This window comes from Aeromonas aquatilis (assembly GCF_054052405.1).
This window is the reverse complement of the sequence record NZ_JBSTYP010000043.1, coordinates 20,226-41,318: the sequence shown is the minus strand read 5'-3', so window position 1 is coordinate 41,318 and position 21,093 is coordinate 20,226. Positions and strand designations below refer to the sequence as shown.

The following is a 21,093-nucleotide window of genomic DNA, read 5'->3' as shown; positions in this document are numbered from 1 at the left end:
GAAAATCAAAAATTGTTTTTGATGTTCGATGCTGTGAGTGCCCACACAGATTGCTTGATTCAAATTGTTAAAGAGCGTCACGCTTGTCGCGTTGAGGAGGCGTATGCTACACCCCTCACTTCGAAAGTCAAGCGATTGTTTTCGCTTTTCTTTCGGCGCCTGTTTCACAAGGAAGCTGGCTCATCAGGTTGGCGTGTTCCGCCGTGCTGGTAGGGGCGCATTATAGGGAGCCGCGCCGGGATGACAAGGGCTTTTTCAGCAAAAAAGTTCGTTCGCTCAGATATCAAGCAACCACCTCTTTTTTTGCTCGAAATGGCATCAATTCTGACTATTGCCGGATTTAAATTGAACATTTGAAAAGCCAATTTATAATTGCCATCTCAAATGTTTAATTGGAATGCCCTCATGCATCAAATCCTCGATAGCCATAAGGAAGAGCAAATCGTCCCGCTGTTCCGCTTGGGGTTCCGACCCTTCTTCTTGTTCGGTGCTCTGTTTGCTGCCGTCGGCATGTTGCTCTGGTTGGGGCAGCTCAACGGTTGGCTTACCTTGCCCGGGATTGCCAACCCGATCTGGTGGCATGGTCATGAGATGTTGTTTGGTTTCGGGGCTGCCATCGTCGCAGGTTTTCTGCTCACCGCGGTACAGAACTGGACGGCCCATCCCGGTGTTCGGAGCTGGCCATTGGCAATGGTGGTGGGGTTGTGGATATTGCCAAGGACATTGTTACCCTGGCTGGGTGAAGAAAACATGATCCTGATGGTATCAGACCTGCTCTGGCTGCCGCTTTGCGCCTGGTTCCTTGCCAAGCCTATCTTGATAACCCGGCAATGGCGCAACCTCTTCTTCGTGCCCCTGTTGCTGATACTGACCCTGCTCAATGGCGCCAGCTGGTTATGGCAGGTCGATTGGACCACCGTTGAGCACCTATTGATTACCACTGTGCTGTTGTTTACCACCCTGATCGCCGTGATGGGTGGAAGGGTGATTCCGTTCTTCACCGCCCGAGCAACCGGTCAGGAGAAAAACGCACCTCAGCTCTGGCTGGAGCGGGCGGCGCTCGCGACACTGTGGCTTATCTTGCTGTGCTGGCTGCTGCTCCCCACCCAATGGATCACCAGCATATATATAGTGCCTCTCTATATAGTGGCAGCGAGTTTGCATCTGTGGCGGCAACTACGTTGGCATCTGCCATCGACCCTTGCGCATCCCCTGCTGTGGTCACTCCATCTCGCCTATCTGTTTATCCCTCTTGGCCTGTTCGCCCTTGCGGCACATAGCGCGGGTCTGCCCATCACGTTGTCGATGGCCAGCCACCTGCTCAGCGCAGGCTGTATGGGGACCATGATCCTGGGCATGATTGCACGAGTCTCCCTCGGCCATAGCGGTCGAGCCTTGCAGGTAGGACGCAGGATCACTGGCGCATTCGCCCTGGTTATCGCCGCCGCCACAATGCGGGTGGTGATTCCGCTGTTCTGGCCTGCCTATACCCTGCATGGCTGGAACCTCAGCGCGCTTGCCTGGATCGCTGCCTATGGTCTGTTTGTCTGGGTCTATACCCCGATACTGATCCGCCCCAGAGCAGATGGTCGACCGGGTTGATGACTGCGGAACATGTTCAGGGTGTTGCCACCGGATAGTGGATCAGGTTGTGGAAGATCGCCGGGGCTATGCCCAGATTGCGATAACCGTGGGGACGGTCGGCAGCAAAACGCACCGCCTCCCCTTGCACCAGTGAGCGCCACTCCCCTTCCACCAGCACCTCCATCATGCCGCTGATGACGATGACATGCTCGGTCACCCCCGGCTCATGGGGCTCGGATTCACGCTGGTAACCCGGCAACAAGGTCAGTTCAAGCAATTCGAAGCCAAACCGTTTTTCATAAGGGAAGAGCGGCGCCACTTGCATGCCCTCTCCCGCTGGCTGCTGACGAATGGCATCGGCGGTGCGATAGAGCACCTCTTCCTGGGCGGCTGGCGTGGGCTCGATGAAACTGGAAAATGAGACTCGAAAACCGGTCGCAATCTTCCACAGTGTCGCCACCGTCGGGCTGGACTCCCCCCGCTCAATCTGCCCCAGCATCGCCTTGCTGACACCCGTTTCGCGCGCGGCGGCATCCAGACTCCAGCCGCGCTCGCTGCGCAGCCCCTTCAGTCGAGCAGCCAGATGCTGACTCATCTCTTGCATAACTGCCTCTTTATTACTCTTGCACGATGCGCCCTGTGCGCTATAGCGCACAGCGATATAGTCAAAGCAGTATTGTACGTAATAACGCACAGCGCGTCACAACGCCAAGAGGAAGAGTCATGCCCTTCGCCCTCCCCCATCTGGTCGCAGGCTTTATCGCCGTGATGGTCGGCTACACCAGTTCCGTCATCCTGATCATCCAGGCCGCCACGGCAGCGGGTGCTGATACTGCCCAAGTTGCCTCCTGGCTCTGGACGCTGGGGATCGGCATGGGGGTGAGCTGCATCGGCCTCTCTCTCTATTACCGCATACCCATACTAACCGCCTGGTCCACACCGGGCGCGGCACTGCTGATCACCACGCTGGGCAACTTCACTCTGGCGGAAGCCATCGGCGCCTTTGTGATCTCGTCCCTGCTGATCACTCTGTGTGGCATCAGCGGCTGGTTAGACCGTTTGATGAAACATATCCCGGCTCCACTGGCCGCCGCCATGCTCGCTGGCGTGCTGCTCAGATTCGGATTGGATCTGTTCAAGGTCGCCCCGCAAGATCCCTTGCTGCTTGGCACCCTGCTGCTGGCCTTCCTGCTGGGTCGTCATCTCTGGCCCCGCTATACCATGGTGCTGGTACTGGGAGTTGGGATGCTGATCTGCAGCGTGCGGGGGGATTTGCAGCTGGCAACTCTACACTGGCAACTCGCCAGCCCGCTCTGGACATGGCCAGCCTTCTCCCTTGATGCTCTGTTTGGTATCGCGCTGCCGCTGTTCATTGTCACCATGACATCGCAAAACATGCCGGGAATTGCCATCTTGCGGGCCCACGGCTATCAGCCTGCCACCTCCTCGCTGATCAGCTGGACCGGCCTGACTGGCCTGCTGCTCGCCCCTTTTGGCGGCTATGCCTTCAATCTGGCCGCCATCACTGCCGCCATCTGCATGGGCAAAGAGGTCGACCCGGATACCAAGCGCCGCTGGCCTGCTACGGTTTGGGCGGGTTGCTTTTATCTCGTGACCGGCTGCTTCGGCGCGACCGTCGCGGCCCTGTTTAGCGCCTTTCCGGCAGCCCTTGTCACCTGCGTCGCTGGATTGGCCCTGCTAGGCACCATCGGCAGCAGCCTGCACTCTGCCTTGCAACAGGATGAAGCGCGAGAAGCTGCGCTGCTCACCTTTATCATTACCGCGTCCGGGATCAGCCTGCTCGGCATCGCGGCAGCCTGCTGGGGTCTGCTGATTGGTCTGGCTATCTATCAGTTCCAATCATATCGACAAAGGAATCAATTGAACCTCAAACCGTGAGCCTCTGCACACTATCCAGATAAAATGATTCACAAGTGAAACTAATTTCCTTCTAGTGGTGCCAGGGTACCAATCTTCCCGGACATGGTGCCCTGTCAGGTTCCATGCAACGGAGTATAAAAATGAAAAATCAGGCTGTCTTGTTACTACTGGCCATACTGGGTGCTACGAGCGTCCAGGCTGCCGATACGGATCGAGAGCTGGCTCGCCAGCTCGCACTTCAGCAGAAAAACCTGCTGCCCCTGCTGAGCAATCAGCAATACCAGAGCCCGCTTCCCAACCTGCTGCAGAAGGCCAGCCCGCGCCTTAAGCGGCAGGCGAGCGATGCCAACCAGGCGGCAATCAGCCGGCAAGGACTGGATGGCGAGGTCAAGCAACTGATGCAGTTGCGGCTGGCCAACACCGATCAGGCCGCCGCGCTGCAGCAGGGGGTCGAACCGCTGGTCGCCTATGTTCCGAGCGGGGATGAGAAGAGCTGGAGCGCCATTGAAGCGTTCGACAGCGCTGGCAATCCCGTCTATCTGGATGTGGACAAGGCACCGGCCCGGCCGGTTCTGGTAGTCGAAGCCGATCCCGTCAAAGCCAAGAACGCAGGCTTGAAGGTGATGCGCAAGGCGCTGGCCGATGCGGATCTGCAAAGCGCTCCGCGAGTGGCGGCCAGCACAGCGCCACTCAAGACCAGTATCCTGAAAAAGATCAGACTGAAGGATGATCAGGAGCCCTGGCTGCTCGGCGCGGCCGAAGTGTATGCGGTGGTCGCAGGGGTCAATCCCAGTCGGGATGAGCCAGTAGTCGATATTGTCGACATGCCCTACCTCGACTATGACAACACAGACTACACCCCCAACCAGATCCTGGTTTACTGGGATCGCTATCGCTGGGGTGCCGTCGACGTGGTGATGATGGAGCAGGATGACAACGTCAACTACAAGGAGCTGAGCGCCCTGCTGATTGAAGCCCTCAAACTCGGCTTTACTGCGGGTGGAGTGCCGGAAGCGCTGCCCTTCCTCGATCTCGGCGGTCGCATCGTCAAGGCGCTGCCCGACTCCTGGATGACCAACAACGACGACTATCTGGATACCTTCTACACCCTGGAGCAGGATCAGGTCTATCACCAGTATCCGGGGGCTGCCGGTAATGCGGTTATCGATCTCGAGCCAAAAGAGATCGCCCCGACCAGACCTTGATAATCGGCCATAACGAAAAAGCCAATGAGCAACTCATTGGCTTTTTGCTTTTATCACGGTGACCACAGGTCAGCCCTTGGGACGAACCCCCAGAGTATGGCAGATGGCATAGGTCAGCTCCGAGCGGTTCAGGGTATAGAAGTGGAAATCCTTCACCCCTTCCTGACTCAGCACGCGCACCTGATCGATGGCGATGCTCGCCCCCACCAGATTGCGGGTCATCTGATCGTTATCCAGCCCCTCGAAACGCTGATGCATCCAGCGCGGGATCTTCACGTTGGTAAAACCGGCAAACTTGGCCAGGGTCTGGTAGTTGGAGACCGGCAGGATCCCCGGCACGATCTCGGCATCAATACCGATGGCGGCGCAACGATCCCGAAAGCGCAAGTACGTTTCCACATCGAAGAAGAACTGGGTGATGGCACGGTTGGCACCGGCATCGATCTTGCGTTTGAGGTTGAGCAGGTCGGATTGCGCACTCTTGGCCTCCGGGTGGCCTTCCGGATAGGCGGCAACCGAGATATCGAAATCGGCCTCTGACTTGAGCAGGGCAACCAGATCGGTGGCATACATATCCGGCTTGTCCAACCCCTGCGGCAAATCACCGCGCAGAGCCACGATATGACGAATACCGCTGTTCCAGTAATCGCGGGCGATGGTACGCAATTCATCGCGACTGGCATCGATACAGGTCAGGTGCGGCGCCGCAATCAGGCCGGTCCGCTCCTTGATATCCTTGATCACCTTGTGGGTGCGATCTCGGGTGCCGGAGTTGGCGCCATAGGTGACGGAGACGAACTTGGGTTCCAGCACTTTCAGCCGTTCGATGGACTGCCAGAGGGTATTCTCCATCCCTTCACTGTTGGGCGGAAAAAACTCGAAACTGACCGATATATCGCCATTCAAATCTGCCAAGCTCTGGTTGAGTGCCTCAACCTGACGTGCACTGTGAAATCCCATCTGCTCTTCTCCCTGTCCTGCAATCCATCTGCCTACGCCAAAACGGATGTTTGGACGTCTAAACGTCTTTATATTTATGAGGAAAACGATACAAAGTCAACAGGGATTTACCTCACATCCGATCCGACGAACTTCATATTTACAAAATTAACGGTACGTAACCGAAAAGTGCCCATCCCAAAATCACCCCAGTCGAGTTATGATGGGGGCAGATCGTCCTGGACGTTCTGAATCTGCGTGTGATTGTTTGGCCGGAGGTTTCTCCGGCCCCTTTTCATCTATTTCCCACTCCTGCCGATAACAGAATGAGTCTTTGCAGGAGCACCATCATGGATACCCACCCCGGCTTTGCCACCGACTTGCTGTTCGATCGCTATCAGGGCGAGGTTGTTCGGCACGATCAGTTCTGGGCGGTTCGCACGCCGGATGCTCCCGACTACTACTTCGGCAACTACCTGCTGCTCCCCACCCCGCCCAGCGACCGTGACAAAGGCTGGCTGGAGGCCGCGTTTGATCAGCTGATCGGCCAGGATCCCAGAGTGCGCCACCGCACCTTTCAATGGCCACTGGCAGCCGGGCAAAACAGCCGGATCGCCGGTTTTGTCGCAACGGGATACCAATATATGGAGTGCGTGGTGCTGGCGCTGGATGAGCAGGGCTGCCCACTTCCTGACGGCGACATGGACAAGGTTCAGGCCCGTCCCTTCATAACTGCTGATTGGCCTGAGTGGCTCGACTTCGAACTCCATGAGCGAGATGAGGGACACTCGGAACAGAGCTATCTCCCCTATCTGAAATCCCGTCAGGCGCTCTATCAGGCCATGATTGCCGATGGGCTCGGGGACTGGTGGGGGATCTGGCAAGAGGGGCAACTGGTCGCCAGCTGTGGTCTCTTCTTCTGCGGCACACTTGGGCGCTTCCAGTTGGTACGAACTCACCAGGCTTGGCGCAACAAGGGGCTATGCCGTCAACTGCTCAGTCAGGTAGCTCGCGCAGGATTGGCCCGCGCCAACCAACTGATCATCGTGGCCGACGAGCACTACCATGCCCAGCGCATTTACCGCTCTCTGGGGTTTGCACCGGTTGCCCGCATCGGCAGCCTCTGCCGCTGGCCGCACGACGCACAATAGCGTCATTCGCAATAACCGCAAGCCATCAATAAAAACGGGAGGCTGATGCCTCCCGCTTGTTTTTAGGCAGATGACTTATTTATTGCTGCGGCGCTTCCAGCTCGTTCGAGAGCGCCTGCTCCACCTCAGCCGCAGGAGCGGGGACTGGCGCCGTCGCTGCGGATGCAGGTTCTGCAGGAGTCACCGTGGGTGCCACCACGGCTGGCGTTTCGCTCACAGCCGGTGCCGCCGGCGCTGAAACTGGGGCCGGGGCAACGACATCACACTGACAATCTGCGCTCTTGGCCTTGCTACCCTGATGAGGGGCATACCAGCCCTTCAAGCCACCTTCCAGTCGATCCGCGGCAGCCTTGGGCTCCATCTTGCCAAGCAACACAGCCTGACTCACCTCGGCCAGCTCATCCCCCAACTTGGGCGTACCACGGGAGAGGATCTGGGTCGCGACCCGAATGGTCGAGTCACACTGATCGCGCCACTCCATCATCTCTTTGGCCGCCGGATTGGTGACATCGAAGAAGTGGTTGGAGAGGGAGAAAAATCCCGGCAGCGAGTTGGTATAGAGCTCGGCAAATTGCGGCGTTGTCAGCCACTGCAGGAAGGCCATCGCCCCCTCTTTGTTCTTGCTGGCCGGGTTCATCCCCATACCGATATCGGTGTGGTCAGTAAAGAAACAGCCATCCCCCTGCTTGGCCACCGGCGGACGCATGACGCCAAAATCGACCTTGCCAGTAAAGGGCGCAATCTCCCAAGAGCCCGCTACGTAGAAGGCAGCCTTGCCCGAGGTGAACAGCTCGTTGCTGGTCGCATAATCGCGGCTCTCGGCCCCCTCGCCAAGGTAGGAACGCCAGCGGGCCAGCTCGTCGAACACCTTCACATATGGCGGGTTGTCCAACCGCTCCTGCCCGCCGATCAGTGCCAGACGACCATCTTCCCCTTTCCAGTAATTGGGGCCAATGTTCTGGAACCCCAGTTCGGAGGCAACCCAGCTCTCGGAACCGCTCATGGCCAGCGGCACATAGCGACCGTCGGCCTTGATCTTGTCCAGCACGGCGAAGAACTGGTCGCGGGTTTGCGGTAATGTCAGTCCCAACTCACTGAATATTTTCTTGTTATAGAAGAAGCCATGGATCACCGAGGCCATCGGCACACAGAAGGTCTGGGCTCCGGAATCAGTCTGCCAGGGCGACTGGGCAAAACTCGGGAAGTTCTCCATCCCTGCCATTTCGGTCAGCTCGGCCAGATGGCCCGCTTTGAACAGGGCGAGCGAGTCATCAAATGGACGGCAGGTGATCAGATCCCCCGCCTTGCCCGCTTTGAGATTCTCTTGCAGAGTCGGCATATAGTTGACGTTCTGCACCGGGTGAAAACTCACCTTAATGCCGGGGTGCGCCGCTTCAAACGCCGGGATTATCTTCTGCTCCCACAACGCCTTGTCATCGATTCGCCAGCTTTCAATCACCAGCTCGCTGGCCATCAGCTGGCCACACAACAGGAGACTCAGGGCTCCAATCCACTTTTTAGACATAAGCCCTCCTAGACCTTGAAATGTGCGATCAATTGCTGCTGTTTGGCGACCAGGTCGGCCAGCACTTCGCTACTGCTGGCGGATTCACGCGCCTCCCGCTCGGTCTCGTATGCCACATCAGCAATACCGGCAATATGACGAGCGACACCCTGACTGACGGAGATCTGTTCCTGCGCAGCATGGGCCACCTGATCAGCCATCGATTTGATGGCCCCCATCCGATCGGCAATGGATTGCAACGCCACATCCATCTCGCGAGTCTGCTCGACACAGCTCTGGGTCTGCTCCTGGCTGCGCCCCATCACTTCAACCACATGCTTGCTGGAGCTTTGCAGGTTCTCAATCATCTCCTGGATCTCTTCGGTCGAGGTCTGGGTGCGATTGGCCAGCGCCCGTACCTCATCGGCCACTACCGCAAAACCGCGACCAGCATCGCCAGCACGGGCCGCTTCGATGGCGGCGTTCAACGCCAGCAGGTTGGTTTGCTCGGCAATGCTGCGGATCACATCGAGAATGCTGCCGATGTTGTTACTGAATTCCCCAAGTTTGTAGGTGATCCCGACCGCCTCTTCCATGGCGCCAGCCAGCTGCTCGGTGATCTGGCGAGTAGTAGCCACTTTCTGGCGACCACTGCGCGCCTCTTCATCGGCCAGATCCACTTCCCGCTTGGCGCCATCGGTAGAGCGGGCAACCTCGGTGGCGCTCACTTCCAGCTCGGTAATGGCGGCGGCCACCTGATCGGTCTGGCTCTTCTGCTCCTGCACTCGGGACATGGCGCGCTCGCTAATCTCGGCGGCGCGGCTCGCCTCATCCACCAGATGGCGGGAACCCGCATTGATTTGCGAGAGCAGCTCGCCGGTCTTGCCCGCCAGCGTATCGATAGATCGGGAGAGGCTGCCAAATTCGCAACTGCTGCGGTAGTTGATGCGGCGGGTCATGTCACCGGCCGCCATGTAATCGAGCTCCTTGTTGATCATCTGCAACGGACGCTGAATGCTGCGCGCCGTGGTATAGCCGATCACCAGCGCCGCAGCGGCCGACATCGCGGCAACCACCAGGATCCAGAAGCTGGCGCTACTGACCGCTGCATCGGCATTGATCCGGCTATCGCTGGCGATGGCACCGGCGGACTTGCCCATCTCATCGAGCAAATTGAGGCTGTTGACCAGACTGGCATCCAGTTGCTGATTTTGCGTGGCCAGCGACAGCTCCAGTTGCTGGGCTTGACGCATGGTTGCCAGCAAGCCCTGAGTGCCAAGTGCCAGCTCCTGCATCCGATCCAGATTGGAGACAAAGCGCGCTTTCACATCATCGGGCACCAGTACCCGCTCCAACCGCTTGCGGGCCATCTCGATGTCCTTGCTCAACACCTTTTCCAACTCGTTCAGGTCGGTTTTGGCATCGGCACGGCGGATATTCTTCAGATCGCGAGCGATACCCGAGGTAATGAGCTCCGCCTTGTTGCGCATTGAGCGCTTGCTGGCGGTCTGTTGCAGCAGCAGATCCGCCGCCCACTGGTAGGTATCCTCAAGACGGATAAATTCCATCTCCAGCTTGTGGCGCTGCTCCAGTGCAGTGACCCACTGCCGATGCTGGGCCAACACCTGATCCGCCAAGCCATAAAATTGGGTGGTAGCACTCTCGACCTGTTGGAAGCGGGCACGAGCATCTGCGACATCGGTAAATTTACCCATCTCCTGACTCAGCTGGGCGAAGCGGTTCTGCTGCTCCTTGAACTGATTGGCCAGCTGCGGCAACTGGGCGGCATCTTCACTGGTGCGGTAGACCAGCACCCAGCGGTTACTATCCTGCAGTGTCCCCTTGAGACCGGCGACAGCCACGACCAGCGGGGTTGCCCGATCAGAAACGGCAGAGAGGCCGTCATTTATACCCTTGATTTTAAAAGTACTGATCACACCAAGCAGGATCAGCAACAGCAGCATCAACACGAATCCGGCGATGATCCGCTGCACGATAGATAAACCCATGGAGACATCCTCACTCATTGGGGGGAAGGTAACGTGAACATAGTCACTATCGGCAGGGGTGGCGAATAACTGAAATATAGGGGCAGGTATTTAATTGATTTGTATCGGGTTGGATCACAGTCCAGACAAAATCAGCCAAACAAAAAAAGCCCAGCACAAGCCGGGCTGAAAGAGACGTACTTTGCTATCTTCCTCGATCCTTTCAGAACCGCAGTCAGAATCATTAGAAGCGGTAGCCAACACCCACCATAAAGGCCATCGGGTCGATGTTAGTCTTAATGGTCGCAGCACGGCTGCCATTCACATCGACGTTCACATCTGTATCGATATCCATGATCCAGGCTGAACCGTTTACAAACCAGCGGTCAGTGATCGCCATATCGATACCAACCTGCCCAGCCAGACCCCATGAATCATCCAGACTCACGTTGACGTCACCCAGCTGTGCCAATGCACCGACCGCTTTTTCATCAAAGAAAGTGGTGTAGTTCACGCCCACACCAACATACGGGCGAACCTTGCTCTTGGCATCGCCAAAATAGTACTGGGCCATCAATGTAGGTGGCAGATGCTTAACCTTAGCAATTTCCCCCAACCCAGCAGTGCTCACACGATGGGAGAACGGGGTTGCAGCCAGCAACTCAACACCCCAGTTGTCGGTGATCATATAACCGAGGGTCAGGCCAAGTTGTTGATTGCTGTCGATCTGAAACTCGCCGCTGTTAAGCACATCATCACTGCTCTCCTGAGGAGAAACGATGGCCAAACCACCACGAACCAGAATATCGCCAGCCTGATGGGCCATGGCGAAAGGAGAGATCACTGCAGCGGCAATCATCAGAGGAAGTAATTTTTTCATCACGTAATCCCTTTTTTTGTTTTCATTTGATGCTGTAAGCCCGCTGACTATATGCCCTTGTAAACACCAGGTTATTGACTTGAGACAAATGTTACGCAGAAATAAATCTATTGCCGTGACATCTTTGCGCCCCATCCCAATCTTGCAGCCACCCCAGATAACAAGCCACGTACTCATCCAGGAAGGCCTGCGCCTAACGCCAAAAGAGGCATGCAAGCAACATCTTACAGCCGTGCAGGACAACGATTAATTGTTGTTAACATGGGCAAACAAGCGTATTTTTGTGCCACACAAGTTATTATGAAGTAATGGTTTATTTATGAAGAATGAGTCGAGATGGCAAAAGGTGGGGGCCTTTCTCGCGGCCATGTGGGGAATTGGATCCTTTCTCTTTATCCTGCTCGGTTTTATTGTCGCCCTGGCCTATCTGGTATTGGTACGGCAGGGTTAATCCGGGTTTGCAGAGTGCTGCAGGGTAACCCGCCCCCCTTCGGCAAGCTGTTCCGGGGTCAAGCCCATCAAATCGCGAGGTGACGGGAAACCGCTATAACCGCACCACCGATTACGCCCCCCCAGTTTGGCCTGATAGAGCGCCATATCAGCCAGTTTGAAACTGTGACTCCAGAAGGAATCCGGGCACTCCGGATGCAACGGATAGCGACAGTACCCCAGCGACACCGTCAGCCATAGTAGCCTATCCTCGCAACCAAAGCGGTGCTGGGCCACACGAAGCCTGAGGTATTCAGCACGCAGTGCCAACTCTTGTTCGTTATCCACCTGCAACAGCAGTAAAAACTCCTCTCCCCCCAGTCGAATAATCGGCTCGACGTCACTCACCACCAGTTTGCGCAACAGCTCTACCAACTGCGTCAACACCAGATCCCCGATGTCGTGACCAAATCGATCATTGATCCGCTTGAAATGATCAAGGTCCAGCAATAACAGCAGACAAGGCTTGGCCCGATTCGCCTTCAACCAGCCATCCAGATAGCGGCGATTGAAGCAACGGGTCAAGGGGTCGGTCAACGCCGCCATCTCCATCTGACTCGATTTTTCTATTAAATCATCATGTTGCTGACTGACCTTGCTGGCCATTTCCCTGAACTTGCCACTCAGGGTTGCCATCTCGGCACTGCTGTCGATATAAGGGATCAAGGTGGCATCTGGCCGATCACCAAAGCGCTGCAACGCCGACACCAGTTGCTGCAGAGGGGTCAGAACAATGCTGTTGAGCCGGTACATGGCGATCATGACGCAGACAAAACTGATAAACAGCATGCCAATAAACGTCCAGAGTGCCCCTTCCAACACACTGCCCAATACTTTGCGATCCTCCTCAATGACCAGGGTCAACACTGGCAGGCTATCGCTGTTGAGCAGCCGCACCTCTCCCCTCAGCCGACTCAGACCCAAGTCAATAAGGCGATAGGTCATCTGCGGTTTCAACGGTTTGAAGGAGGCGGTGACATCCAGATTGGTATGGGAGATCGCCAGTGGCAGCTCGGTACGCTGCGATACCTGCTCGAGATAAGCGGTATCGAGCCAACGCATCACCAACAAAAAACCGTTGAACGGCGCAGAGCCGTCACTGTTTCTGATCGGCTGCCAGGAGTACATCAGTGGCCCCCACTGGGAGGCTCGAATGCCATGCAGGTTGGCCACACCCTGCGCCATAGACTGCTCTTTGAGCTGTTTTTTCAGCTCGTCGAGGAAATAGGGAAACTGATCAGGATTGATCCCGGGCGCATCGGGCAGCAGAGTACGCGTCCAGATTTCGTAGCCGGTGAGATCCATGAAGCTCATCAGGTTGAGACTAAAATCCCGCATCGGCATGTCATTGAACAGATTGGACTCGATGTACGACCTGTTTTTGTTGCCCACAAAACGGTGGCTATCATCCCAGATGCCCCAATCCCGACTGAATGCATCCAAAGCGGCAACGTCGGTCTGCACGGCCTTGCTCACCCGCAGCAAATGCTCCTTCATCCGCTGCTCTTCAATCCGGGTGGCCGCCGGTAGCTGGGCACAGGCCAGCAGGATCAGTAATAGCAGGATCGCCCCCAGCCAGATGGGGAGCATGGAGTAAGCCAACTGATGATCAATCGTGCGCGGAGCCTGAGCCATAACCCGATATATCCATGACCATGATGCGTGATACCCAGCCTGCCCGCATTACACGAGCCGCGCCTCCATGCTCCCGATTTTTATAAAAAAAGGGGCCAAAGGCCCCTCGATTATAACGGCTTATCGCGTCAACAGCGGCCGCAGAAAACGTGCTGTATGAGACTCTTCATTGTCGCAAATCGCCTCCGGTGTCCCCGTCACCAGGATCCGGCCACCACCGGCACCGCCCTCTGGCCCCAGATCGACGATCCAGTCAGCGGTTTTCACCACATCCAGATTGTGCTCGATGATGACGATGGTGTTGCCCCGATCCCGCAGCTGGTGCAGCACCTTGAGTAACTGCTGAATGTCGTGGAAGTGCAGCCCGGTGGTCGGCTCGTCCAGAATGTAGAGAGTCTGACCGGTATCCCGCTTGGAGAGCTCCCGCGCGAGCTTGACCCGCTGCGCCTCACCACCAGACAAGGTTGTGGCCGACTGGCCGAGGCGGATATAGGAGAGGCCCACATCCATCAGGGTCTGCAGCTTGCGCGCCACCGCGGGTACCGGATCGAAGAACTCCCGGGCATCTTCCACCGTCATCTCGAGGATCTCGTGGATGTTCTTGCCCTTGTACTTTACCTCCAGAGTCTCGCGGTTATAGCGCTTGCCCTTGCAGACGTCGCACGGCACGTAGACGTCCGGCAGGAAGTGCATCTCCACCTTGATAACGCCATCCCCCTGACACGCCTCGCAGCGGCCCCCTTTCACGTTGAAGGAGAAACGGCCCGGCTGGTAACCGCGCGAGCGGGCCTCCTGGGTGCCGGAGAGCAGCTCGCGGATCGGGGTAAACAGGCCAGTATAGGTGGCCGGGTTGGAGCGCGGGGTGCGGCCGATAGGGCTCTGGTCGATATCCACCACCTTGTCCAGGTACTCAAGCCCTTCCACGCTGCGATAGGGCGCCGGGGTGGACTCGGTGGCCTTGTTGAGCTCGCGGTGGGCGATGCGGAACAGGGTGTCATTGATCAGGGTCGACTTGCCGGAGCCGGAGACGCCGGTAACGCAGGTCATCACCCCGATGGGCAGATCCAGGTTAACGTTACGCAGGTTGTTGCCGCTCGCCCCCTTGAGTTTTAGCCACTTGCCGGTGAGCGGGGTGCGCTCGGCCGGAATGGCGATCTGCTTGCGACCGGAGAGGTAGTCACCGGTGAGTGACTCGGGATTATTGATGATCTCCTCCGGTGTGCCCTGGGCGACGATGGCACCGCCATGCACCCCGGCTCCCGGGCCGATGTCGAGCACATGGTCGGCGAGGCGAATGGCATCCTCGTCATGCTCCACCACGATCACGGTATTGCCCAGATCCCGCAGATGAGTGAGGGTCTTGAGCAACCGCTCGTTATCGCGCTGGTGCAGACCGATGGAGGGCTCGTCCAGCACATACATGACGCCGACCAGACCGGCACCGATCTGGCTGGCCAGTCGAATGCGCTGCGCTTCACCGCCGGAGAGGGTCTCGGCGCTGCGCGACAGGCTCAGGTAGTTGAGGCCCACGTTCACCAGGAAGCCAAGCCGCTCGACGATCTCTTTCAGGATCTTCTCGGCAATCTGGGCGCGCTGGCCGGTCAGATTCAGCCCTTCGAAGAAGGCGAGCGCATCGCCGATGGACTGCTCGGCGATGGCCGGCAGGTTGCGGTTGTCGACGAAGACGTGACGCACCTCTTCCCGCAGTCGGCTGCCACCGCAGCTGGTACAGGATTTGTTGGCGATGTATTTGGAAAGTTCTTCGCGCACCGAGTTGGATTCGGTCTCCCGGTAGCGCCGCTCCATGTTGTGCAGGATCCCCTCGAACGGGTGCTTGCGCACCACCACGTCGCCGCGATCGTTCATGTAGCGGAACTCGATCTCGGTGCGACCGGAGCCGCGCAGGATCACCTCTTGAGTCTTCGGCGGCAGCTCCTCCCACGGCGTCTCCAGATCGAACTTGTAGTGCTCGGAGAGGGATTTGAGCATCTGGAAGTAGTAGAAGCTGCGCTTGTCCCAGCCACGAATCGCGCCATTGGCCAGACTGATGGCCGGATCGCCGATCACCTTGGCCGGATCGAAATATTGCTGCACCCCGAGGCCGTCACAAGTCGGGCAGGCACCGGCCGGATTGTTGAAGGAGAAGATGCGCGGCTCCAGCTCCGACATGGAGTAGCCGCACTCCGGGCAGGCGAAGTTGGCGGAGAAGGTCATGGGGGAAACCCCCTCCTCCCCGTCCATCGGCACCACCAGCACGATGCCACCGGAGAGGGTCAGCGCCGTCTCGAACGACTCGGCCAGACGCAGCGCCAGGTCATCGCGCACCTTGAAGCGATCCACCACCACCTCGATGGTGTGCTTCTTGTGCAGCTCCAGCGCGGGAGGGTCAGACAGGTCGCACACCTCGCCATCGATGCGGGCACGGATGTAGCCCTGGGCCGCCAGGTTCTCCAGCAGCTTGGTGTGCTCACCCTTGCGATCGCGCACAACCGGGGCCAGCAGCATCAGCTTGCTCCCCTCCGGCTGAGCCAACACCTGATCCACCATCTGGCTGATGGTCTGGGCGGCGAGCGGAATGGCATGGGTCGGGCAGCGTGGCTCACCGACCCGGGCGAACAGCAGACGCAGGTAGTCGTAGATCTCGGTGATGGTACCGACGGTCGAGCGCGGGTTATGGGAAGTCGATTTCTGCTCGATGGAGATAGCGGGCGAAAGCCCCTCGATATGGTCGACGTCCGGCTTCTCCATCAGGGAGAGGAACTGGCGGGCATAGGCGGAGAGCGATTCCACATAGCGGCGCTGCCCCTCGGCATAGAGGGTATCGAACGCCAGAGAGGATTTGCCCGAACCGGAGAGGCCGGTGACCACGATCAGCTTGTCGCGGGGCAGAGTCAGATTGATGTTCTTGAGGTTGTGGGTGCGAGCACCCCGGACCACGATCTTTTCCATCTTGTTGCACGCTCGATACGGAAACCTGAGCGAGTCAGTATGGCATAGAGACTACTGGATGAATAGACAGGCATTATCTATCGCCGCTATCCGTTTTTACGATGGATAGCCCCTTCGTCACACCCTGACCAAGGCAGCGAGTTTGCCCCCAATCCACACCAGCAAGCGCTCGCCCGCAGAGTGATCAACTGTTACTATTGGGGGCTAAACCTGAATCAGAACACGCGAAACGAGCACTCTGATTGCTGCAACGGTTATAGAAAAACCATGCTGTTCAATATGATAACGACATGGTCATGAAAAAAGCGCGGTAACTTATTTAGTGGGTCCAGGCCTTGCCTGACCGGAATATAAAGGTGGAAGAGAGATTATGGCCAGTCGAGGCATCAATAAAGTCATTCTGATCGGTAACCTCGGGCAAGACCCGGAAGTACGCTACATGCCGAGTGGCGGTGCTGTGACCAACATTACTCTGGCCACCTCTGAAAGTTGGCGCGACAAGCAGACCGGTGAGCAGAAAGAGCGCACCGAGTGGCACCGCGTCGTCTTCATGGGCAAGCTGGCCGAAGTGGCTGGCGAGTACCTGAAGAAAGGCTCCCAGGTCTATGTCGAAGGCAAACTGCAGACCCGCAAGTGGCAGGATCAGAGTGGCCAGGAGCGCTACACCACTGAAGTGCTGGTCGACAGCTTCACCGGCGTCATGCAGATGCTGGGTGGCCGTCCGCAAGGCGGTCAGGGCATGGGCCAGAACATGGGTGGCCAGCAAGGTGGCTGGGGTCAACCGCAGCAAGCCATGCAGCAGCCGATGAACCAACAGCGTCCGGCCGCCGCACCGCAGCAAAACATGCAGCAGCAGGGTGGCTACGGCCGTCCGGCCCAGCAGCCCCAGTCTGCCCCGCCGGTCTACAACGAGCCGCCGATGGATTTCGACGACGACATCCCGTTTTAAGAACAGAATATTGAAAAGGCCCTGATAACTCAGGGTCTTTTTTTATGCACTCAGCCCCGAAAGGGATAAGACGTTTTATGACTGCCTCCCCTACAATGATGGATATTCTCGACAGGAACGCTTTGTGAAAAGTGCAATGAAACTGCTCACCCCTTTATTGCTAATGCTGACCAGCATGCTGTCCGGCCAGTTGCTGGCCAAGCCACTCAAGGTCGGGGTCAGCTTTGCCATCCCTCCATACGTGATCGAAAGTAATCAGAATGGCATCGAGCTGGATCTGCTGAAAGAGGCGTTCGCTGGCAGTGACTATGAGCCCAGCTTTGAATTTCTGCCGCTAGAACGTACCTTCCGCCTGTTCGATTCAGGAAAGCTGGATGCCATCATCAACGTCAGACCCGGTATGGTTGATCCGCACGTTCTGACCCAGCCCGTTATCACCTTCCATAACCGGATCTTCACCCTGCGCAGCACCCACATCAGTACCCTGGACGACCTGCATTCAAAACGGGTCACCGCCTTTCAACGGGCAAGAACCATCCTTGGGGAGGCGTTCGCCACCATGGTCAACCAGAATCCCCACTATGAGGAGGTAGCCAAGCAGCAGGTGCAGGTACATCAGCTGATGCGCGGCAGGGTCGATGCAGTCGTACTGGAGGAGCGGGTGTTCTACTACTACCTCGACCAGCTGATCGCCACCGCCCAAGCAGGCGAGCACTACGAGCGCAATCAGGTCAGGCAAGCAGACCTCTTCCCGCCCACCATCTATCACTTTGCCTTCCGAACGGCCGATGCACGCAATCTGTTTGATAAGCGTCTTGAGGCGATGCGTCAGGATGGTCGTTATCACCAGATTTTCGCGGCTTACGGCGCCACGCCGTGAGCCACAAACATAAAAGCCAGCCGGTAAGGGCTGGCTTTGTACTGGCTCCGAAGGAACAGCAGTAAAGGAGCGTTACTTCATTGCGCTGCCGTTTTTCAGATCTGCTTTCTGACGTTTGGCTTCGCGTTTCTCTTTCAGTGACATCTGCGGTTTTTTCTTGGCATCTTTGCCGTTGTGATGTTCTTTGTTACTCATCATCAAACTCCAAAAATGTTACCCAGACAGTTGGATCCTCATGGGAGCCAGCATGCCATCCGAATCATCAACTTCAGTACGCTTGGTGAGATGGTGCAAGCCCATCACCAGACCCAGCATACCCTCCAGTGGCATCCGGATCCAGCCTCATTCTCGCCCAAAAAATGCAGTCCTCAGCCGCCGGGGCACTGATGCCACACAACCTCGACAGGAAAGACCAAAAAAGAGTAATTCGCATTATTAAATGTTGTCCCGCTCATATTAATGTATCGCTCTCAATATATTCCCACGGATAAATATAAACCCCTCTCATTATTTATCACCACTCAAGTGGACGCCATTTTAATAAGCATTCGCAACATCACCAGAAACATCAGGTTACAACACCGAATAGGTTATTTGCGGTCAGCCGGATATAATGCGCGCCGCACCGAAATATCCGTTTTTATTCAGGAAGCTGTGACATGAACAGAAAAACCAGAGCCGCCATGGTGTCGGTCTGCTCCAATATCAGTCTGATCATCATGAAAGTGGTGGCTGGTTTCGCCAGCGGCTCGGTCAGTATCATCTCGGAAGCGATCCACTCCGCCATGGATCTGGTGGCGGCCCTGATAGCCCTGTTCGCGGTGAAAAAGTCCGATCTCCCGCCCGATGAACGGCACCCCTATGGTCACGACAAGATTGAAAATGTCTCCGGCGTCATCGAAGCACTGCTTATCTTGCTGGCCGCGGGCTGGATCATCTTCGAAGCCGTCGACAAGCTGATCACCCCCAGCCCGATCGAAAGCATTGGCTGGGGCGTGCTGGTGATGGTGATCTCGGCGCTGGTCAACAGCGGCGTCTCTGCCTACCTCTACAAGGTGGCCCGAGAAGAAGAGTCGGTCGCGCTGGCGGCCGATGCGCTCCATCTCAAGGCGGATGTGCTCACTTCAGCCGGTGTCGCCGTCGGTCTTGGCGGGATCTGGCTGGCCGGTCTGTTCGGCCATTCACTCGCCATCCTCGATCCGCTGGTGGCCATTGCGGTCGCCATCTTTATTTTCAGAGAGGCCATCAGCATGCTCAACGAGGCCTTCCAGCCGCTGATCGACCAGAGCATGAGCCCGGAAGAGCTGGCGATGACCAGCCGCATCATCACCGAATGCTGCCCTGCCGCCAGCGGTTTTCACGATCTGCGCAGCCGTCGTGCCGGTCGTCGTCGCCATATCGACTTCCACCTCACCCTGCCCCCTGAGATGAGCATCGGCGAAGCCCACGATATCTGTGATCGCATCGAACACGCCATCATGGAGCAGTTGCCCCACGCCATCGTGCTTATCCACGTCGAGCCGGAGGAGCAAGAGATGCCCTCACCGCTCGCCATAAATTGAAATGTGGCAAACAGGCGGGAAAGTGGCAGCGAAATAACGGAAAGTTGGCACAAACCCGCACTTTTACTGCCGGAAAGCCGATTGCATAAGAAGTGATCGGCACAACTGTGTTAGGGTGTCTAACCACCCTGCCGCAGGAGCGCGCCGTGAAAAAGCTGGAAATGAAAGATCTGACCGAGGCCGAAAAAGCCGAGATAGCCTTGTTATTGCAAAAGGCACAAGCCAATGCAGACCACCAGCTGACCAACGGAGAGCGGAACAAGATCCGCGAAGAGGGTCGCCTGAAAATTGTGGCCGACCGCGCCGAAGCGGCCAAGGCTGCCTCCAAGCTGGCTCGCGAGAAAGCCAAAGAGCGCGCCAAGAATCAGGTGCTGCCGGAAACCTTCAGTTGGATCGATTCGGTCAGCAACAAGTTTCGCAGCAAGCGCTGATCCCCCCCTTCTTTAAAAACGCCCGCTGGCACCTGAGGCCTGCGGGCGTTTGCATGTCTGAGTGATACCCAGATGATCCCGATTTGATACTGCCGTAGATTTGCTTCTCAAGCGCTAATTGCAGCAGCTGAGGGTCGATTCACATTGTGGGTTAGATAGAACGCAAACGGACAATCCCCGGCGATCGCCAGCTTTTCATTTTTTCTCATATTTTTTGCCAGAACTGGCAACATAGTCAGGACAACAAAGCCGAATCCGGCTTGCTACAGGGTGATATGAGTCTGCACTGATTTTTCTATGTCGTTGAAATGCATCATGTTTACTATAAAAAATGATATTTTTAGCTGTTACAAAACATTAATATCGAGATAATGTTTGCTTTAAAAATGAGAGCGTGTTTTAATCGCCCTCGATAGTTCGGCAGTTCAGACCTGATTATGTTAGGCAGTCATTTTAGTAAAGCAGTGATTAGCATAAGCGTTATCCTCGGATAGTTCTTATCAAATAATTCTCCTTCTTTAGTGCTCCCCATACGTATTGCTGACGAAAAATCAAATTTGCCATCTGATGGCATTTCTAACACTAAATTAAAGAGAAATTATTATGTCTAAAGTGACTGGTACCGTTAAGTTCTTCAACTCCGAAAAAGGTTTTGGTTTCATCTCCCCGGTTGATGGCAGCAAAGATGTGTTCGTTCACTTCTCCGCCATCCAGACCCCGGGTTTCAAAACCCTGGACGAAGGTCAGCGCGTTGAGTTCACCATCGAGCAAGGCCAGAAAGGCCCGGCTGCTGCCAACGTAGTAGCTCTGTAATTCACGCCCGGGCAACCGTCCGGTCTGAATGAAAAAACCCGCCAAGGCGGGTTTTTTGCTATCTGCTCACCGCCATCCCCTCCCCGTCCCTCACCAGCTCCGAGCTGTTTTTCGCTGTCTCTTATCAATTGAGTCTCCAAACAAGCTTCGAATGGCTTCCCATGCAGAGATCTTGAGGAAAAATTCCAGTTATCCGCTGCTTTTGTCACAGATTCTTGCTATTTTGCGCGCCACCAACGCAAACGATTTCCTT

At 56.6% G+C, this 21,093-nt stretch carries 19 protein-coding genes; 11 read left to right on the top strand and 8 right to left on the bottom strand.

What is annotated here, in order from left to right:
- Positions 1 to 213 (top strand): hypothetical protein (locus tag ACW5W8_RS16590; protein WP_498628861.1); only part of this gene is annotated, 213 nt, incomplete at its 5' end.
- A gap of 192 nt (positions 214 to 405) precedes the next feature.
- Positions 406 to 1,602 (top strand): NnrS family protein, encoded by a 1,197-nt coding sequence (locus ACW5W8_RS16585; RefSeq protein WP_498628859.1) that lies wholly within the window; start codon positions 406 to 408, stop codon positions 1,600 to 1,602.
- A gap of 16 nt (positions 1,603 to 1,618) precedes the next feature.
- Here ACW5W8_RS16585 and ACW5W8_RS16580 read toward each other — a convergent pair whose 3' ends face one another.
- Entirely contained in the window at positions 1,619 to 2,188 is a 570-nt protein-coding gene (locus tag ACW5W8_RS16580; RefSeq protein WP_498628857.1) for a helix-turn-helix domain-containing protein, read from the bottom strand.
- Positions 2,189 to 2,307: 119 nt separating this feature from the next.
- Between ACW5W8_RS16580 and ACW5W8_RS16575 the strand changes: the two genes are divergently transcribed.
- Positions 2,308 to 3,483 carry a benzoate/H(+) symporter BenE family transporter gene (locus ACW5W8_RS16575; RefSeq protein ID WP_498628855.1) on the top strand — a complete coding sequence of 392 codons (1,176 nt, stop codon included), beginning with the start codon at positions 2,308 to 2,310 and terminating at the stop codon, positions 3,481 to 3,483.
- A gap of 122 nt (positions 3,484 to 3,605) precedes the next feature.
- A complete protein-coding gene (locus tag ACW5W8_RS16570; RefSeq protein ID WP_139403460.1) occupies positions 3,606 to 4,670 on the top strand; it encodes a DUF3103 family protein in 1,065 nt (354 codons plus the stop codon).
- Positions 4,671 to 4,739: 69 nt separating this feature from the next.
- Here ACW5W8_RS16570 and metF read toward each other — a convergent pair whose 3' ends face one another.
- Positions 4,740 to 5,630, bottom strand: coding sequence for a methylenetetrahydrofolate reductase (metF, locus tag ACW5W8_RS16565; protein WP_033138589.1), 891 nt, complete (start codon positions 5,628 to 5,630; stop codon positions 4,740 to 4,742).
- 329 nt (positions 5,631 to 5,959) lie between these two features.
- On the opposite strand from metF, the gene ACW5W8_RS16560 reads away from it, so the two are divergent.
- Complete coding sequence (locus tag ACW5W8_RS16560; RefSeq protein WP_498628852.1) at positions 5,960 to 6,760, top strand: GNAT family N-acetyltransferase; 801 nt, start codon at positions 5,960 to 5,962, stop codon at positions 6,758 to 6,760.
- Between the two features lie 79 nt (positions 6,761 to 6,839).
- Here the strand turns inward: ACW5W8_RS16560 and ACW5W8_RS16555 are convergent, their stop codons facing one another.
- The 3 genes from ACW5W8_RS16555 to ompW all read right to left on the bottom strand — a co-directional run bounded on the left by ACW5W8_RS16555 (position 6,840) and on the right by ompW (position 11,132).
- Positions 6,840 to 8,285 carry an ABC transporter substrate-binding protein gene (locus ACW5W8_RS16555; RefSeq protein ID WP_498628850.1) on the bottom strand — a complete coding sequence of 482 codons (1,446 nt, stop codon included), beginning with the start codon at positions 8,283 to 8,285 and terminating at the stop codon, positions 6,840 to 6,842.
- Positions 8,286 to 8,293: 8 nt separating this feature from the next.
- A complete protein-coding gene (locus tag ACW5W8_RS16550; protein WP_498628848.1) occupies positions 8,294 to 10,273 on the bottom strand; it encodes a HAMP domain-containing methyl-accepting chemotaxis protein in 1,980 nt (659 codons plus the stop codon).
- 223 nt (positions 10,274 to 10,496) lie between these two features.
- Positions 10,497 to 11,132, bottom strand: a complete 636-nt coding sequence (gene ompW / locus ACW5W8_RS16545) for an outer membrane protein OmpW (protein ID WP_498628865.1) — start codon at positions 11,130 to 11,132, stop codon at positions 10,497 to 10,499.
- 319 nt (positions 11,133 to 11,451) lie between these two features.
- On the opposite strand from ompW, the gene ACW5W8_RS16540 reads away from it, so the two are divergent.
- Complete coding sequence (locus tag ACW5W8_RS16540) at positions 11,452 to 11,583, top strand: hypothetical protein (RefSeq protein WP_498628846.1); 132 nt, start codon at positions 11,452 to 11,454, stop codon at positions 11,581 to 11,583.
- Here ACW5W8_RS16540 and ACW5W8_RS16535 read toward each other — a convergent pair.
- Both ACW5W8_RS16535 and uvrA read right to left on the bottom strand, forming a co-directional pair.
- Positions 11,580 to 13,256, bottom strand: a complete 1,677-nt coding sequence (locus ACW5W8_RS16535) for a diguanylate cyclase (protein ID WP_498628844.1) — start codon at positions 13,254 to 13,256, stop codon at positions 11,580 to 11,582. The two genes, ACW5W8_RS16540 and ACW5W8_RS16535, sit on opposite strands and share 4 nt — an antisense overlap.
- Before the next feature lie 120 nt (positions 13,257 to 13,376).
- Complete coding sequence (uvrA, locus tag ACW5W8_RS16530) at positions 13,377 to 16,205, bottom strand: excinuclease ABC subunit UvrA (RefSeq protein ID WP_498628842.1); 2,829 nt, start codon at positions 16,203 to 16,205, stop codon at positions 13,377 to 13,379.
- Positions 16,206 to 16,575: 370 nt separating this feature from the next.
- Here uvrA and ACW5W8_RS16525 point away from each other — a divergent pair, with 370 nt between their 5' ends.
- On the top strand, positions 16,576 to 17,154 hold the full coding sequence (locus ACW5W8_RS16525) for a single-stranded DNA-binding protein (protein ID WP_498628840.1): 579 nt from the start codon (positions 16,576 to 16,578) through the stop codon (positions 17,152 to 17,154).
- A 136-nt stretch (positions 17,155 to 17,290) separates the two neighbouring features.
- Positions 17,291 to 18,034, top strand: coding sequence for a substrate-binding periplasmic protein (locus tag ACW5W8_RS16520; protein WP_498628863.1), 744 nt, complete (start codon positions 17,291 to 17,293; stop codon positions 18,032 to 18,034).
- 72 nt (positions 18,035 to 18,106) lie between these two features.
- Here ACW5W8_RS16520 and ACW5W8_RS16515 read toward each other — a convergent pair whose 3' ends face one another.
- Complete coding sequence (locus ACW5W8_RS16515; protein ID WP_257686581.1) at positions 18,107 to 18,232, bottom strand: hypothetical protein; 126 nt, start codon at positions 18,230 to 18,232, stop codon at positions 18,107 to 18,109.
- 461 nt (positions 18,233 to 18,693) lie between these two features.
- On the opposite strand from ACW5W8_RS16515, the gene ACW5W8_RS16510 reads away from it, so the two are divergent.
- From ACW5W8_RS16510 to cspE, 3 genes are all read left to right on the top strand, one after another.
- Entirely contained in the window at positions 18,694 to 19,596 is a 903-nt protein-coding gene (locus ACW5W8_RS16510) for a cation diffusion facilitator family transporter (protein ID WP_498628838.1), read from the top strand.
- Between the two features lie 146 nt (positions 19,597 to 19,742).
- Positions 19,743 to 20,027 (top strand): DUF3811 domain-containing protein, encoded by a 285-nt coding sequence (gene yjbD, locus ACW5W8_RS16505; protein ID WP_005340165.1) that lies wholly within the window; start codon positions 19,743 to 19,745, stop codon positions 20,025 to 20,027.
- A gap of 603 nt (positions 20,028 to 20,630) precedes the next feature.
- Entirely contained in the window at positions 20,631 to 20,840 is a 210-nt protein-coding gene (gene cspE / locus ACW5W8_RS16500) for a transcription antiterminator/RNA stability regulator CspE (protein WP_156854046.1), read from the top strand.
- The last annotated feature ends 253 nt before the right edge of the window (positions 20,841 to 21,093 follow it).

Bases quoted from the DNA above. Each gene is read 5' to 3' on its own strand.
- cspE (WP_156854046.1), top strand. From the start codon at position 20,631: ATGTCTAAAGTGACTGGTACCGTTAAGTTCTTCAACTCCGAAAAAGGT.
- ompW (WP_498628865.1), bottom strand. From the start codon at position 11,132: ATGAAAAAATTACTTCCTCTGATGATTGCCGCTGCAGTGATCTCTCCT.
- ACW5W8_RS16525 (WP_498628840.1), top strand. From the start codon at position 16,576: ATGGCCAGTCGAGGCATCAATAAAGTCATTCTGATCGGTAACCTCGGG.
- ACW5W8_RS16510 (WP_498628838.1), top strand. From the start codon at position 18,694: ATGAACAGAAAAACCAGAGCCGCCATGGTGTCGGTCTGCTCCAATATC.
- ACW5W8_RS16555 (WP_498628850.1), bottom strand. From the start codon at position 8,285: ATGTCTAAAAAGTGGATTGGAGCCCTGAGTCTCCTGTTGTGTGGCCAG.
- ACW5W8_RS16535 (WP_498628844.1), bottom strand. From the start codon at position 13,256: ATGGCTCAGGCTCCGCGCACGATTGATCATCAGTTGGCTTACTCCATG.
- ACW5W8_RS16570 (WP_139403460.1), top strand. From the start codon at position 3,606: ATGAAAAATCAGGCTGTCTTGTTACTACTGGCCATACTGGGTGCTACG.
- ACW5W8_RS16540 (WP_498628846.1), top strand. From the start codon at position 11,452: ATGAAGAATGAGTCGAGATGGCAAAAGGTGGGGGCCTTTCTCGCGGCC.
- ACW5W8_RS16585 (WP_498628859.1), top strand. From the start codon at position 406: ATGCATCAAATCCTCGATAGCCATAAGGAAGAGCAAATCGTCCCGCTG.
- ACW5W8_RS16575 (WP_498628855.1), top strand. From the start codon at position 2,308: ATGCCCTTCGCCCTCCCCCATCTGGTCGCAGGCTTTATCGCCGTGATG.
- ACW5W8_RS16580 (WP_498628857.1), bottom strand. From the start codon at position 2,188: ATGCAAGAGATGAGTCAGCATCTGGCTGCTCGACTGAAGGGGCTGCGC.
- metF (WP_033138589.1), bottom strand. From the start codon at position 5,630: ATGGGATTTCACAGTGCACGTCAGGTTGAGGCACTCAACCAGAGCTTG.
- ACW5W8_RS16550 (WP_498628848.1), bottom strand. From the start codon at position 10,273: ATGGGTTTATCTATCGTGCAGCGGATCATCGCCGGATTCGTGTTGATG.
- ACW5W8_RS16515 (WP_257686581.1), bottom strand. From the start codon at position 18,232: ATGATGAGTAACAAAGAACATCACAACGGCAAAGATGCCAAGAAAAAA.
- uvrA (WP_498628842.1), bottom strand. From the start codon at position 16,205: ATGGAAAAGATCGTGGTCCGGGGTGCTCGCACCCACAACCTCAAGAAC.
- ACW5W8_RS16520 (WP_498628863.1), top strand. From the start codon at position 17,291: ATGAAACTGCTCACCCCTTTATTGCTAATGCTGACCAGCATGCTGTCC.
- ACW5W8_RS16560 (WP_498628852.1), top strand. From the start codon at position 5,960: ATGGATACCCACCCCGGCTTTGCCACCGACTTGCTGTTCGATCGCTAT.